Annotated in this window: 13 protein-coding genes; 5 read left to right on the plus strand and 8 right to left on the minus strand. The window is 60.4% G+C overall.

The window, feature by feature from the left end; genetic code table 11:
* Positions 1–144 precede the first annotated feature (144 nt).
* The gene (locus tag GRF63_RS02460) at positions 145–660 is read right to left on the minus strand and encodes a hypothetical protein (protein ID WP_066842359.1); all 516 of its coding nucleotides are present in this window, start codon (positions 658–660) and stop codon (positions 145–147) included.
* A gap of 42 nt (positions 661–702) precedes the next feature.
* Positions 703–894 (minus strand): helix-turn-helix transcriptional regulator, encoded by a 192-nt coding sequence (locus tag GRF63_RS02465; RefSeq protein WP_087910441.1) that lies wholly within the window; start codon positions 892–894, stop codon positions 703–705.
* A 347-nt stretch (positions 895–1,241) separates the two neighbouring features.
* Here GRF63_RS02465 and GRF63_RS02470 point away from each other — a divergent pair, with 347 nt between their 5' ends.
* Positions 1,242–1,835 carry a hypothetical protein gene (locus tag GRF63_RS02470; RefSeq protein WP_237392257.1) on the plus strand — a complete coding sequence of 198 codons (594 nt, stop codon included), beginning with the start codon at positions 1,242–1,244 and terminating at the stop codon, positions 1,833–1,835.
* Here GRF63_RS02470 and GRF63_RS02475 read toward each other — a convergent pair.
* From GRF63_RS02475 to GRF63_RS02485, 3 genes are all read right to left on the minus strand, one after another.
* Positions 1,832–2,464 (minus strand): nucleotidyl transferase AbiEii/AbiGii toxin family protein, encoded by a 633-nt coding sequence (locus GRF63_RS02475; RefSeq protein ID WP_202131545.1) that lies wholly within the window; start codon positions 2,462–2,464, stop codon positions 1,832–1,834. The two genes, GRF63_RS02470 and GRF63_RS02475, sit on opposite strands and share 4 nt — an antisense overlap.
* Positions 2,465–2,516: 52 nt before the next feature.
* Complete coding sequence (locus tag GRF63_RS02480; protein ID WP_066842364.1) at positions 2,517–2,780, minus strand: hypothetical protein; 264 nt, start codon at positions 2,778–2,780, stop codon at positions 2,517–2,519.
* A gap of 201 nt (positions 2,781–2,981) precedes the next feature.
* Entirely contained in the window at positions 2,982–3,716 is a 735-nt protein-coding gene (locus GRF63_RS02485) for a topoisomerase DNA-binding C4 zinc finger domain-containing protein (RefSeq protein WP_157668101.1), read from the minus strand.
* Positions 3,717–4,208: 492 nt separating this feature from the next.
* Here GRF63_RS02485 and GRF63_RS02490 point away from each other — a divergent pair, with 492 nt between their 5' ends.
* Positions 4,209–5,432, plus strand: a complete 1,224-nt coding sequence (locus tag GRF63_RS02490) for a tyrosine-type recombinase/integrase (RefSeq protein WP_160484422.1) — start codon at positions 4,209–4,211, stop codon at positions 5,430–5,432.
* A gap of 136 nt (positions 5,433–5,568) precedes the next feature.
* On the opposite strand, the gene GRF63_RS02495 is transcribed toward GRF63_RS02490, so the two are convergent.
* The 3 genes from GRF63_RS02495 to GRF63_RS02505 form a co-directional block, all read right to left on the minus strand.
* Complete coding sequence (locus tag GRF63_RS02495) at positions 5,569–5,763, minus strand: DUF6961 family protein (protein ID WP_061921215.1); 195 nt, start codon at positions 5,761–5,763, stop codon at positions 5,569–5,571.
* Positions 5,754–6,305 carry a thermonuclease family protein gene (locus GRF63_RS16355; RefSeq protein WP_337189596.1) on the minus strand — a complete coding sequence of 184 codons (552 nt, stop codon included), beginning with the start codon at positions 6,303–6,305 and terminating at the stop codon, positions 5,754–5,756. Before GRF63_RS16355 ends, GRF63_RS02495 begins: the two co-directional genes overlap by 10 nt.
* Before the next feature lie 64 nt (positions 6,306–6,369).
* Positions 6,370–6,954 (minus strand): lytic transglycosylase domain-containing protein, encoded by a 585-nt coding sequence (locus GRF63_RS02505; RefSeq protein WP_160484423.1) that lies wholly within the window; start codon positions 6,952–6,954, stop codon positions 6,370–6,372.
* A gap of 138 nt (positions 6,955–7,092) precedes the next feature.
* Here GRF63_RS02505 and GRF63_RS02510 point away from each other — a divergent pair, with 138 nt between their 5' ends.
* From GRF63_RS02510 to GRF63_RS02520, 3 genes are all read left to right on the plus strand, one after another.
* A complete protein-coding gene (locus GRF63_RS02510) occupies positions 7,093–8,001 on the plus strand; it encodes a DUF7146 domain-containing protein (protein ID WP_202131546.1) in 909 nt (302 codons plus the stop codon).
* A 75-nt stretch (positions 8,002–8,076) separates the two neighbouring features.
* The gene (locus GRF63_RS02515) at positions 8,077–12,324 is read left to right on the plus strand and encodes a strawberry notch family protein (protein WP_160484424.1); all 4,248 of its coding nucleotides are present in this window, start codon (positions 8,077–8,079) and stop codon (positions 12,322–12,324) included.
* Between the two features lie 104 nt (positions 12,325–12,428).
* Positions 12,429–14,402, plus strand: a complete 1,974-nt coding sequence (locus tag GRF63_RS02520; protein ID WP_160484425.1) for a ParB/RepB/Spo0J family partition protein — start codon at positions 12,429–12,431, stop codon at positions 14,400–14,402.
* Positions 14,403–14,543 lie beyond the last annotated feature (141 nt).

Here is a 14,543-nt window from a genome sequence, read left to right on the forward strand (position 1 = left end):
TGAACGCTTCGTTTCAGGGAGCGCGCTATCCGCGCGCTCCAGAAACCGCAGAAATCCTTGATGCACACGTGCGTGGGGTGTGTATGAAAATTACGGGTCCGATACGCAGTATCGTGGCCCCTTCCATCTCCAGCTTTTCTCCGGTCAACTGGCATGGGCGTCTTGCTCCATGCTTGCCGTTGGAGGCGTCGCAGACAGGATCAGATTGCGGGCGATATCGTCGTCGAAATACCGTTCGCGGGACTGGCGGGAAGGCAACTGGCGCTCCGCCATATCAGGGCGTGTGAACCAGCGAAGCAGTGCGAGGTCGATCGCTGATCGAACGTCATCTGCGAGCAGGTTGGTCTCTTCTGGCGTGAGGTCAAGCCACCCGAATTCGGTGCGAAGCTGGCTGCCAAGCGGATACCCGGTCCCGTCTCGGCTCCTGTAAATCGGGCCCTCGACAGTGAGGCAACAGTCTTGCCCCTCAAACCGCTCGCGGACCGGGCGTTCGTACCAGAGCCAGGGATGCAATGTGTGGCGACGGGCGCGCCCATCGGCGTTGTCTTCAACGAGCAATTCGACGAGCTGGGCCGCGCGCTCTACGTCATCGCTCGGAAGGCGACCGATCAGCCAGCCATGCTTCTGCAGGGCCGCGTTGATAAGGGAAAGGATGGACATGGGGGAGATGCTTTCTGCGGGCCATTGCCCGCCCAGGAGGGGTCAATAGCTGCGCAGGGGGAGGGCCTCGATCCACTCCTCGATGTCGGTGGAACGCCAGCGGATACGCCCGCCGCCAATGTCGATGGGATGAGGAAAGGCACCTCGGCGGATGCGTCGCCAGATTGTTGTCCGGCTGCGAATGCCCGTGAGGCGCATGACCTCATGGCAGGTGAGTAATTCAGTATTCGGCACGACAGACTCCTTTGCTTCAAGGTTCTGTCACCGAAGCCGTGTTCCCCCACGACGATGGGTTGTCCTTCAAATTGCCGTTGCGGACCGTGCGATCAGATGTTCAACTCAGCGCCACCAAGCTTCGGTGACGCGACAAACGCTATGCGAATCGCAATGATGTAGGAAAGAACAAAAATAGAACAAATGCCGTTCCGCATTGGCGGGTGGACGATGTTGGATCGCTATGGACAATCCGGGACTGAAAGAATTTTTGCCGCTGGTGTCCGCTTTCGGCCAATGCAGGTCCGAATCGGCGGTTCTGGTGCAACGGGAGACCGGTTTTCGCGCGAATCGCAGCTTGAGCCGATATGACAAGCAAACGCGCTTTCGCTTTGCACGTTGATGCGGACATGCAAAGAAGGCGCGAAAATCTTTACACGTTAGCGGATTTGCGGATGCAGCAACTTCGGTCGGATAATGCCATCTGGGATGATGGCGAATGGATCAGCTGGGACGAAATCAACGAGCAAATCCAGTACAAGGAATGGCGGGCAAAATATCCCAATGCCGATCTGTCGCTGGTCTCGATATTCGAGAACCTGATCGGCACGGCTGAAGATTATCACCTTCACACAGGCAAGCACCTTCAGGTGTATGGCGATATCGGAGAGCTCTACGGGGCGATCACGCACGGCATAAAGCTGCACCGCAACTACGCTCAAGGATCGGACGGACGGCTCGGCAATGACCTGGTCGAGGTCAAGACAATCACACCATTCAAGAGCAATGACCGGGTCACGCTGAACCTCAGACGGAACTTCAGCATGGTCTTTCTGGTCAAGATCACCTCTGACTTCGAGGTTCGCGGGAAGCTCATTCCACGCAAGGCCTTGCCCCGTGTCAAGGGTGACAAGCTGGTTCTTGAGTGGGCGGATATTGGGGCTGAGCGAGGGGAGCCCTAGGCGCCTAGCGTTGCACGCAACAGCTGCACTGTAATCGCCTGCGCTTCGTCAACCAAGTGACCGTTATGATCGCGGTACATGAGTTGCTTGATGATTGAGCTAGCGAACTCAGGCTTCATATTTTCCGCAGCTCGAAGGGCATTCGTACATCGATCAACTCCACATTCCCGGAGGGCATTGATCACGTAGTCTTTGCCCAGCTTTTCGTTGGTAGCCGCGATATCGAACATATCGCGTGGCTGCATCGATGCACCGCGATAGTAGACCTTCTTAGCAACTATCTCTGCCGCAGTTTCCTGCCGGATTGTTCGCCCCCGTAGCTCACTGACCTGTGATGGCTCTGGCGTAATGTCGGCACAGCAAATGAAGTCGATTTCACCAATGTCCTCGAAGATCAGTTTGAGGGAACCTGCGCCGTCTGTTTTGTAGGTGTCTGGCATTCGATCGAGCTCAAACCCCTGCGTCTCGGGATTGAGGTAAGGGAGGAATTGGGGATCGGAAAGGAAGAGGTCGATGTCATGGCTCTCGCGATGATCGATCTGGAGCATCAATGCAGTCCCACCTCCGAACGACCAATCTGGCTCGCGGCCAACGGCTTCGGTGGTTCGCGCGATGATGTCGGATGCCAAATCAAATAGAAGCGGCCATTGGCTCGGCTGCTGTCGAGGCGAGATCACTTTCTCAGGCTGCTAGAGGCAGCGAGTACCCAGCCATCTTGGAAAACTGGCCAGCGACAGCTTTCGCCATATCCTCATTGACCTTCATTTCAGCCATGAAGGCTTTCTGGATCGCTGGTGCCACTTCCGAGAAGAAAGCGAAGACGCTGGCGTCACACGTTTCCACACTCGATGGGTCAGCGATGAGCGCAGCGAGTTGATGAGCGGAATGGTTCGCCCCATAGGGGGCGTTCACCGTTGCCAGAACCTGTGCAGTTAGGTTGCTCATCTTAAACCTGCGGAATCGATCTCAGGGTGAGAATATACGCTTCATGCGTTAGCAAAACAAGAATGTTCGAACATAGGAAGAACGCAGAGGGCCAATCCGCGATTTATCCCGCATTTTTCAAAAATCGCGTTTTGCGGGATAAAAGCCCCTCGATTGCAGACGCGCTCGGACATCGCTGCGATCCCTTAGAGCTCACTCCAGTCATCCATTCAAATTGCGTGAGTGACGGCACCTCGGAAAATTCGAGCATCCAAGGAAAGTCCCGAAACGTCCGCTCTTCTCAACCAACTGACCATCGCAGCCTTCCATCGGACACGAGATTGCTGCCTCAGGGGCGTCGAAGAGAGGCGTTTGGGGAGCAGGCTTCGGTTTCGCCCGACGAGTCCGGTAGCGCTGCTTTTTGAATTCCCACGGATGAACGTTGTCGTCATTTGCCCAGATGCCGCGTCGATTTCGCTGAGCATCGTCAAGCGCCTCGAAGTAGCTTTCATCGGGTCCATAGCGATCGAGTACCCATGCCCATCCATTGAGGATCATTTCCAATTCGATGTTGCGGTGAGATGGTGCAGTCAGTCCACGAATGAACTGTCCGAGCTGGGAAGCCGCACTGCTGGCACCATTGCTCTGATCCATCTGCAAGTAAGGCACGGCTACGATCCGCTTGTGGCGATCGACAATGCCGCCAGTGTCCATCTTTATCAGAATGGCCAGATCGACATGCCTTCCGCCAATGAGCGATTGAAGGAAATCACGCGCTTCGATGCCGCCAGGCTGCTCCATCTCCGGCGCGTCGATGAACCCCAGCCTGATGGTCACTTCAAGGCTTGCTCCCCGTCGTGGGTTGTCGATACGGGTCAGGAAGCCATCGCCGTCAAAGACCTTTAGGACAGGCACCCGAATGGTTTCGGAACCGGGATCTTCGGGTGCGATAAGCAAATGCCAATCCTCCTCAACGTCGCGAACAGCATTGTAGCGAAAATGTATATCGTTTCACTTAGCATCCGATTTTCGGAGCTGGTCGCCACCGCGTCAAATGCATCGCATTGGAGCTGGTCGGCCATGCAAATTTGCTGGAAATCAGACGCGTTTTGCGTTAATAGGCGCCTATTGAAATCATTGAGTTTTTCCGAGGGTGGGACCCAAATCCTCTGGTAAAAATACATTCTGGGGGCACCAACGGGGGCCTCACTTAAGTAACCAAGGTCAAGATTCTCGCAGTTTTGCGACATTCTGAGAGCGGTTCGAGTCCTCTTCTGGGCACCATTTGTTCTTCTCACGTTCTCCCAAATAATCTATAAAACCCGCAGAAATCCTAGGGATTTGGCCCTTGGATCGTTCCGGATCGTCCCGCCTGTTCTCGGGGGTTCCAGACACTTTTGTGGGCCTTTTGAGGCCGTTTCGCAAAGGCCCAGATGAAAAGGCCCCCACATGCCGCTGACAGATACTCGCCTCCGCGCACTCAAGCCCAAGGATAAGCCGTACAAGGTAACCGATGAGCGCGGCCTATATGTTGAGGTCACGCCGACCGGCGGCAAACTTTGGCGATTCCGATACCGGATCGGCGGCGCGCAAAAGAAGCTCTGCATCGGCAGCTATCCCGACATCAGCCTCAAGCAAGCGCGAGACGCGGCCTACGAGGCGCGTCGAGCTGTTGCTTCTGGGGGCGACCCGGCCTTTGAGAAGCGGAAGCGGAAAATCCGCGCAGAGTTTCTTTCTGCACAGACGTTCGAGGCAGTCGCACGTGAGTATATTGAACAGATGATGGTCCAGAATGGCCGCGCCGATGGCACGATCGTCAAGGCCAATTATTTCCTCGACAAGCTTGCGCCTGCCATCGGCAACCGACCCATCCACGAGATCGAGCCGTTCGAAGTCCTGGCTCCTCTGAAACGACTGGAAGCCACTGGTAAGCACGAGACTGCGAAGAAATGCCGCTCGTTCGCAGGCCGCGTGTTTCGCTACGGTGTCGCTACCACCCGCTGCAAATCCGATCCGACCAGTATGCTGAGGGGCGCTCTCGTAACGCCGAGAGCCACGCATTATGCAGCAATCCTCGAGCCCACCGAGCTAGGCGGGCTGCTGCGCGCAATCGACGACTTCACTGGCTACATGGTGACCAAGTTTGCTTTGCAGATCGCGCCGCATGTGTTCGTACGCCCCGGCGAACTCCGCCACGCCGAATGGCATGAGATCGACCTGGTCGATGGGGTCTGGAAGATCCCTGCCGGTAAAATGAAAGCGCGCCGAGCGCATGCCGTCCCGCTGTCCAAGCAAGTTAGAGGCTATCTCACAGACCTGGCCGAGATGCTCGGCCGCGAAGGATATGTCTTCCCGTCTGCGCGCAGCTCCAAGCGTCCCATGAGTGAAAACACGCTCAATGCCGCATTTCGTCGTATGGGATATTCGAAGGAAGAAGTCACCGCGCATGGACTCCGGGCGACAGCATCGACATTCCTGAACGAGTCGGGCCTTTGGAATCCCGATGCGATCGAGCGTGCCCTTGCACATGGCGACAGCAATGTTGTGCGTGGCATCTACCATCGCGGCAAACATTGGGAAGAGCGCGTGCGCATGGCTCAATGGTGGAGCGACTACCTCGATGAGCTCCGCACAGGAGGAAAGGTCATCATGGGAAAATTTGCGAAGGGTTGATCGGAAGAACGAATTTCTTCTCAGCCAGTGCAGGATTCAAGGCTCAGGACCAGCCCTATCAGGGACACTGACGCGAGCAAGGCGAACTCAATTCTGATGCCCCAGACCTTAAGCCACTTCCGCATCGTGCCGAGCCTCAGTTCGTAGAGCTTTGGCAGCTAAGCTGATCGAAGCGCTCAGCAACAGTCTTCCACGTTGCTATGCCTGCCTCGTCTCCTTCGTTGGATAGCCGCTGGATTTGCTGCGCGATATACGCGGTTCCCTCTTCGCCATGGTTCTTTTCGACCCAGAGCGCGACGGCCCACAATTCCTGATCGCGGTTCAGCACCATGTCTCACGTCTCCCGGTCCAGGTCCGCGCCAGCCCTTCGCTGACCAGCTGATCGCCAAGCGAGCGGCCGCCGCGCGTTACAACCCGCAATTTGCGACCGTACTGATCCTCATCTCTGCTCCCGATAGTCGTCAGTTCAAAGGGCCCGTCATTGAGCAATTCGACAAGGCGGTACGTCGCACGCATGCCGAGTTGGTACTCATAGTCGCAGCGAGGCTCGCTGATCTCGGGAGTGTCGATGTCGGCAATCCGGATCTTCACGCCATTAAGCCAGAAAGTATCTCCATCCACGACGCATATGCGCCGGATCGATCCGCAGACGTCGAATTGCGGGGAGCTCGCTTGCTGGAATAGAGTTTGAGGCTGCTGATCATCGTTAGCAAGGCTGGCATCATGGACTGGCCAGTTGAGTGCCAGCATCCCTCCAGCAAATACGATCGCGAATGCTCCCAAACCCAACGCGATCTCCTTTCTGAGCTTCCGGCGCTTCTGTACCTTCAACGCCTTGCGAAAGTCGAACGGCTCACCGGGGGTCTCACTCACTGGCGTTGTCCGTCTTCATTCCGGCACATGATTTCAGACAATAGCCGGAAATCAGGTAGTTTCGTCAATTGTACGTACCAATTGCTTGCCAACGTCCCAACACAGACCGGACATATTGCGGCGTTTCACCATTGTTGGGAATGCCGCGTGATCGGGAGACGGCACCCGGGCCAGCATTGTAAGCAGCCAAGGCCAGGTGGACTGCGTCGAACCGGTCTAACATATCGCGAAGGTACCTGGCGCCACCGTCGATCGATGCAAGAGGGTCATGACGGTTCCGGACGCCCAGTTCTCTCGCCGTGGCCGGCATAAGCTGAGCCAGCCCGGCAGCACCGGCTGGACTAACAGCCATCGGATTGAAGCGGGACTCAGCCCAGATAAGAGCACGAAGCAGGTTGGTCGGAAGCCCGTAACGGCGTTCAGCCTCGGCTATCGCCGCCATATACAGGCCCTCCCGGTAGGATACGATTGCTGGCCCGGCTTGGTAGATTGCAGGAAGATATTCCCTTGCCGGCTGCTGGTCCGTCTCCGGTGGAACGATCGCGTGCTCGAACAAGGTGAAATCCTGGGCGCGGACTTGCTGGGAGGAGGTCGCGATCATTCCCAAACAGGCGACCGCTATCGCGGTCCGACGATTGAGGCAGGTCATCTCGAGTGGTGCTCCATTGATTCGAATCCCGATAGAACATAAATAGAACACATGCCTGTAGGAAAGCAGCGAATGCCTTCCTTTGGGAGAGGAGAGGAACGCTGATGAGGGGGCCACTTTGCATGCTGAGGAGCTCGCATGTCCCTGTCTGTCCAAACTCATCCCAACCGGTCACTTGCCGAGACCGCTCGTCGTATTTGCGAATCGCGAGGGGGCAAATGGTCCGGCACAAAGGGCATTGCTTGTTGCCCCGCGCATGATGACCGCACGCCGTCCCTCGGTGTGACGCTCGGCCAAAAGGCCATTCTCTTCCACTGCTTCGCGGGATGCGATCAGCAGAGCGTGCTTGCTGCTCTGGCGAGTGAAGGCGTCGACGTAAGCTCGCTCTTTTCAGGTTCTGCGACTACCGACGGTCCCGAGCCGACCAGAACGCGCAAACCCTCGGCGGCAGCGCTGAGGATCTGGCGCGATGCACAGCCACTGCGTGCCAGTCCGGCAAAAGCATATCTTGAAAGCCGCGGCATTCTCGCCGCATCTCCTGCGCTCCGCTTCCATCCACGAACCCCGCTTGGTCCGAAGGGACGCACCCGCTTTTTGCGGGCCATGATTGCGGCAGTCAGCCTCGACGAGGGGCCGATCGCCGTCCATCGCACGTTCCTTTCGGGCAATGCCAAGGCCGACTTCGACAAACCGAAGCGCGCGCTCGGCGCGCTTGGTGAAGCTGCTGTCCGCCTCTTCGCTCCGGCATCCGGGAAGCTCGGCCTCGCCGAGGGTATCGAGAGCGCGATGTCGGCTTATGCCCTCACCGGCATCCCCGTCTGGGCGACCCTGGGTAATGAGCGCTTCGGTCTCGTCAGCGTGCCTGAGAGCGTGACCGAGCTTCACCTCTTCGTCGATCACGATGCTGGCGGCGAGCTGGCCGCCTCGCGTGGCCTGGCCGCTTATGCCCGCGATGGGCGGACGATCCACGTTCGCAAACCACACTCACGCGACACCGACTGGAACGATGAACTTACAGCATGGCTGCGCCGCAAAGCGGCGCGGTAGAGGAGAGAGAGCTTCTCGAATTCCTGATCCGGCAGAGGGCGTGTCCCGATGCCCTCATCAGGAGGACGAATTGCCATGTTTCAATCAGACCTGTTTCCCGCCGGCGAGCAACAGTCGTCAGTGCCATTAGCTTACACTGTTGGCGTCAGGGTTGCCGAACTTCTTGCCTCGGGGCGTCATCTTACCCGTGCCGACATTTCCGGGCTGTTCGCCGACGAGACCGGCGTCCTGGACTGGGGAAGCGCCTGGACCATCGATGACTATAACAACGCGGTCGAGATCGGCGCACTGCTCTGGCTTCGCGAGTCTTCTCGCATCGATCTGTCGACGAGCGTGCATGAAGCAGAAGCGCGTTTCGACTGGCTCGAAGCAGCCTTGCCGCCGCGGCACGTGCGCAGCGAAGGACAGGTCGAGCTCCAGCAGTTCTCGACCCCGCCAACGCTGGCCTGGATGATGGCAAAGGCGGCAGCGATCTCAGTCCAAGACACGCTCCTCGAACCTTCTGCCGGTAATGGTTCCCTTGCTCTTTGGGGGAGCGCCCAGAACGCCTCGTTGGTCCTCAACGAGATCGATCTGGCCAGACGAGACAGCCTGGGCCACATCTTCCCTTCGGCCACCATCACTGCGTATGACGGCGAACTGATTGCCGATCTGCATCGTGGCCCCGTTCCGTCGGTCGTGCTGGTAAACCCGCCGTTTGCCCGCAGCCAAGAACGCGGCAAGGACGGCGAGACCGCCCAGCGCCACCTGCGCAGTGCGATCCGGGCCGCCGCCAGTGGCGCAAGGCTTGTCGCCATCATGCCCGAAGGATTCGATGCTTCCACTTTCGCCGAGGCACAGGACGAAGCGTGGCTGCTCCTCGATGTTCGCTTGCAGCAGATGTTTCGCCGGACAGGGACGGGGATCGCCGTTCGCCTGGTTGTGTTCGACAAGAAGCCGACTGCGTCCTCGCCCACGATCACCGGAGATGTTGCCGACCTGATCGCGCTCCACGAGCTAGTCACCGCGCTTCCGCCACGTCTGCCAACATCCGCGAGCGTTTATCGCCTGCCTATCGGCAAGCCAGTGCGCCTTGCCGGCATGACTACGACCCAACGCACGCCGATCCGACCGGTAGCACCGTTCGCTGCGACAACAGGAGCCGCAGCAAATGCGGTCGACCTGGCCTATTCGGTTTTGGCCGACCTCGCGCCGGTGCCCGAACAGACCGGCATCTACCTGCCTTACCGCCCCAGCCGCATCGCCTTCGAAGATGCGCCGGTTCATCCCACCCCGCTCGTGGAATCGATCGCCATGGGCTCGGTCGCGGCGCCCCAGCCGGATGTTCGCCCACGCCTTCCCGCAGGTTGGCAGGCCGATGGCCTCCTGTCCGAAGCGCAGTGCGAGACACTGGTCTACGCTGCCCAGGCATTTGCACGCGATCTCCCCGGGCAGTTCAAGGTCAGCCAGGAAGGCACCTCGCTGGAACTGTCCGAGGATGGTCACGCATACCGACAGGGCTTCTTCCTTGGTGACGGGACCGGAGCGGGCAAGGGGCGGCAGATCGCGGCGGTCATCATGGACCGTTGGCTCGCAGGCGAGCGTCGCCAAATCTGGATCACGAAGAACGAGGCGCTGCTCGAAGACGCCCGCCGCGATTGGGAAGTGCTTGGCGGACTGCCGCTCGACATCCAGCCACTCTCCCGCTGGAAACTTGGGTCTCCTGTAACGATGTCCGAAGGCATTCTCTTCGTCACCTACCCGACGCTCCGCTCGGGGCGCGCCGAGGATACGCGGCTCGACCAGATCCTTGATTGGACGGGTGAGGATTATGATGGCGTGATCGCTTTCGACGAAGCCCACGCCATGGCCAATGCGCTCGGGGGCTCTTCAACCCGCGGCAAGGTCAAGGGCTCCGAACAGGGCATGGCGGGCCTCAGGCTGCAGAACCATCTCCCGCGCGCCCGCGTGCTCTATGCGTCTGCAACAGGTGCCTCGGATATCGCCAACCTCGGCTACACTTCCCGGCTAGGCCTTTGGGGACCCGAGACCGCATTCCCGACCCACGAAGCGTTCATGACCGAGATCCGCGCTGGCGGCGTCGCGGCGATGGAGCTCGTCGCCCGCGACCTGAAGGCGCAGGGCCTCTATCTCGCCCGCGCGCTGTCCTTCGCCGGGGTCGAGTACGAGATCCTCGAGCACAGCCTGACCGAAGCGCAGGTCAAAATCTATGACGCCTATGCTGATGCGTGGGCGATCATTCACCGCGACCTCGAAGCCGCGCTCGAAGCAACCCGCGTGGTCGACGAGGACAGCGGCGATACGCTCAATCGGAATGCCAAGGCGGCAGCGCTGTCGATCTTCGAAGGCACCAAGCAGCGCTTCTTTGCCCAGCTCCTGCTTTCGATGAAATTGCCGAGCCTAGTCCCGGCGATGGAAGCGGCGCTTGGCGAGAACCATTCGGCGGTCGTGCAGCTGGTCTCGACCGCCGAGGCCATGCTCGACCGGCGCCTTGCCGACCTCTCCGACGAGGAACGTGAGGTGCTCGATATCGATCTGTCACCGCGCGAATACGTCATCGACTACCTCGCCAAGAGCTTCCCTGTCCGCCTGATGCAGGTCTTCACCGACGAGGAGGGCAATCTTCGCTCCGAGGCGATGAGCGATGAGCTGGGCAATCCCGTACTCTGCCCGCGCGCCATGGCCGCGCGCGATGCGCTGATCGAGCAGCTCTGCGCGCTGCCGCCCATCGCTACCGCGCTCGACGCGATCATCGAACACTTCGGATCCGAGTCCGTGGCAGAGGTCACGGGCCGGACTCGCAGGCTGGTCCTGGGGCGCAACGATCAGCAGCGCCTCGAACGGCGAAGCCCCAGCGCCAATGTCGCTGAAGCGCAAAGCTTTATGGAAGGGACCAAGCGCATCCTGGTCTTCTCGGATGCGGGCGGCACGGGGCGGTCCTACCATGCCGATTTGGGCGCCAGGAACCAGCAGCGCCGGGTCCATTTCCTGCTCGAGCCGGGCTGGCGCGCCGACAACGCGATCCAGGGTCTCGGCCGTACGAACCGCACCAACCAGGCCTCGGCCCCGCTCTTCCGGCCGGTAACCACCGACGTGAAGGGCGAACGCCGGTTCATCTCGACCATTGCGCGTCGGCTCGACGCGTTGGGCGCGCTGACGCGCGGCCAGCGTCAGACCGGCGGACAGAACCTGTTCGATCCGGCAGACAATCTCGAAAGCGATTATGCGCGCGACGCGCTCAGTCGCTGGTTCCAACTGCTCTATGACGGCAAGCTCGAGGCCACGAGTTTCGGCAACTTCGTCGAGCGCACGGGTCTCCGGCTCGAAAACCCGGAGGGCGGATTGACCGATAATCTCCCCACGATCCAGCGTTGGCTCAATCGCATTCTCGCGCTGCCGATCGCGCTCCAGAACGCAATCTTCGACGAATATCTCGGCCTCGTCGAAGCGCGGATCGAAGCCGCGCGCGAGGCGGGAACGCTCGACCAGGGACTGGAAACCGTCAGGGTCGACCGTTTCACGGTCCTGGCAGATGAACTCTTGCGCACCGACCCCGTGACCGGAGCAGAAACCCGGCTCGTCTCGCTCGAAGTGACGAGGCACCTTCGGCCTCTGCGATTGCAGCGCCTGGTGCGAATGCACGAGATCGGCAGCCTGCACGCGATCCCGATGCGCAATACGCGTTCGGGCAAGGTCGCATTGTCGGTTCCAGCCCGGCGTCTCATTGCCGACGACGGAGCGGTAATCGAACGCCGACGCCTGCTGCGACCGCTCAAGTCCGCGAACTGGACGCTTGAGGCACTCGCTGAGAGCCACTGGGAGAAAATTGGCGTCACCGCTTTCACCAGCGCCTGGCGGGCCGAGGAAGAGGAGGCAGCCGCTTCGCCGGTGACCGAGCGCGTCCATCTCGCCACCGGGCTGTTGCTTCCGGTCTGGAAGCGCCTGCCTGGCGATCATGTCCGCGTCACCCGGCTCGTTGCCGAGGACGGCCAGTCGATCATCGGCCGCGAAGTGCTCGATATCGATCTCGCTGCGATCGCTGAGACCTTTGGCCTCTCCAAAGTTACCGGTCCGGCGCCGGACCAGATCGGTGAGCTCGTCATCGCCAGCGGCAAGCCGCTGGGCCTCGCAAGCCACGATGCCTTGACCGTCAAGCGATCGCTGGTCGGCGGCGAACAGCGCCTTGAACTGACCGGGTTCTCGCCCGATCGGCTCGACTGGTACAAGGGCAAAGGCTGCTTCACCGAGATCATCCGCTATCGCACGCGCCTGTTCGTCCCGGTGTCGAATGCCTCGTCGGTTCTCCCCGCGCTTGCCGCCTGATCCCTCGGGCAGACCCCAATCTCAGAATGAGAGTGGAGGGAGCCCTTTGGGCTTGTGGGCCTCGTGATCCTCACCTGAGCCTTCATTCCATCAGGAGAACACCCATGATCCAGTCGATTCCCTTGAAGAAGCTCGTCCCGAGCCCGCGTAACGTTCGCAAGTCGAACGACGTGCTGGCCGACCTCCAGCTGCGGGCAGACATCGCCGCGCGCGGCCTGCTGCAGAACCTTGTCGTGCGCAAAGGAAAGCGCGGCAAGTTCGAGGTGGAGGCCGGCGGTCGCCGTCTCGCCGCGCTGCAGGCGCTGGCAAATGAGGGCACGTTGCCCGAGAACCACGAAGTCACCTGCCTTGTCATCGAGGGCGAGGAAAGCGAAATGCGCGAAGCCAGTCTTGCCGAAAACTTCCAGCGCCTCGCGATGAACCCGGCCGACGAAGCGCAGGCCTTCGCGGCGATCATCGAGGCAGGCGCTACCACCGAAGACGTGGCGCGCCGCTTCGGCCTCACCGTCCGTTTCGTCGAAGGGCGCCTGCGTTTGGCCTCTCTCGCGCCTTGCGTCTTCGAAGCGCTCGCCGAAGGCACGATCACGCTCGACATGGCCAAGGCCTATGGCGCGATCTCCGACGTCGAGCGCCAGGCGCATGTCTATGCCGAGCTGCAGGACGCCTGGTATCAGATCACGCCCGACACGATCCGCCGCATGGTGCTCGATGCCACGGTGCGTGGTTCCGATCCGCGAGCTGTGCTCGTCGGACGCGATGCCTACCTCGCCGCAGGCGGCCGGATCGAGCGAGAACTGTTCGACGATGATGCCAGCGAGAGCTGGATCGATGTCGCGCTTCTCGAGGACCTCGCGCACAAGGCCATGGAAGAGGCCGCAGCAAGGACCGCGCTTGAATATGGCCTTGCCTGGGTTCGGCCGACCCTTGGCAACTACGTCAGCCACGACCTTGTTGAAGGTCTCGGTCGCTTGCCCTGCGAGCCTGCGCCGATGACCGAGCAGGAAGCGCGGGAGCTCGGCCAACTCGAGGCCGACTATGACCGCGTCGCCGGCGTACTCGAAAACGAGGACAGCGACGAGGACGAGGTCGCCAAGGCTGAACAGGAACTCGTTGTCATCGACCGCGCCATGCGCGCGCTCAACGACCGGCCGCCGGTACTCCCTGAGGATCTGAAGGCCGAAGCTGGCGCCTTCCTCGTCCTTTCGCGTAATGGCGAGCCGACCTTGGTCCCGCAGTTCTATACCGAGACCGAATTCATCGCTGACGAAGGTGTGGTCGAAGCAGTCGAGGAGACTGGAACGGCGAAAGCCAAAGGGAGCTCGCTCTCACAGCGCCTGCTCGATGAACTGGCCATGCAGCGCCGCGACATCCTGGCGATACATCTCGCCAACGATCCGGCACTGGCGCTCGACTTCATGGTCTTCACGCTCGCCGATGCCGATGGGCATGACTGGCGCGCCAAAAAAGCGTCGATGCTTGTCGGCTCGGTCGCGTGTGGCCCGGTTGCCGGGTTCGAGGCCAAGGATGCACCGGCAAGCGCTGCTCTGGCCGAGTTTGCCGGGTCCCTCGATGAAAGCTGGCGTTCTGGCGAAACCGACGTTGAACGGTTTGCCAGGTTCCGGGCGCTTTCCGACGAGGCGCGCTCGGCCTGGCTTGGTCATGTCGTCTCGCGGACGCTTGTTGCCAGCCTTGCCTGCGAAGGCGAGCGCTCGGTGCCGATGCATGAGGCGTTGGGCTCACTCCTCGACATCGAGACCGCGCATTGGTGGCGTCCCACGGCGGCGAACTACTTCGACCGGGTGGCCAAGGCTCGCACGCTCGAAGCGCTCGATGCCGCCGGCGGTCCCGAACTGGTCAGTCGCTATGCTGCCTCGAAGAAGGCCGAACTGGCGAGCGCTGCCGAACGCATCTTCTCGGGCAACTTTATCGGCGAGCCCGAGGTCAAAGAACGGGCGCAGGCTTGGGTTCCGCCGATCATGCGTTTCGCCGGTTCCGAAGAAGGCGAATTGTCCGACCACGAAGAAGACGAAGCGGTCAACGCAGTAGAAACTGACGAGATTGCCGAGCAGGCTGCCTGACCCCTCCTGACAGGTCCAGGTCACTCGGCGGGCGGTCCGTCCCTTCCGGGACGGGCCGCCTTTTCAATGTGAGATTTTGGGCCACTTGCTGACCGTCTCGTTTGGGAAAGAACGAGTAGCAAAGCTGCCCTTTCGTCCATA

The sequence above is a fragment of the Aurantiacibacter rhizosphaerae genome (assembly GCF_009807005.1).
GTDB classification, from domain to species: domain Bacteria; phylum Pseudomonadota; class Alphaproteobacteria; order Sphingomonadales; family Sphingomonadaceae; genus Alteraurantiacibacter; species Alteraurantiacibacter rhizosphaerae.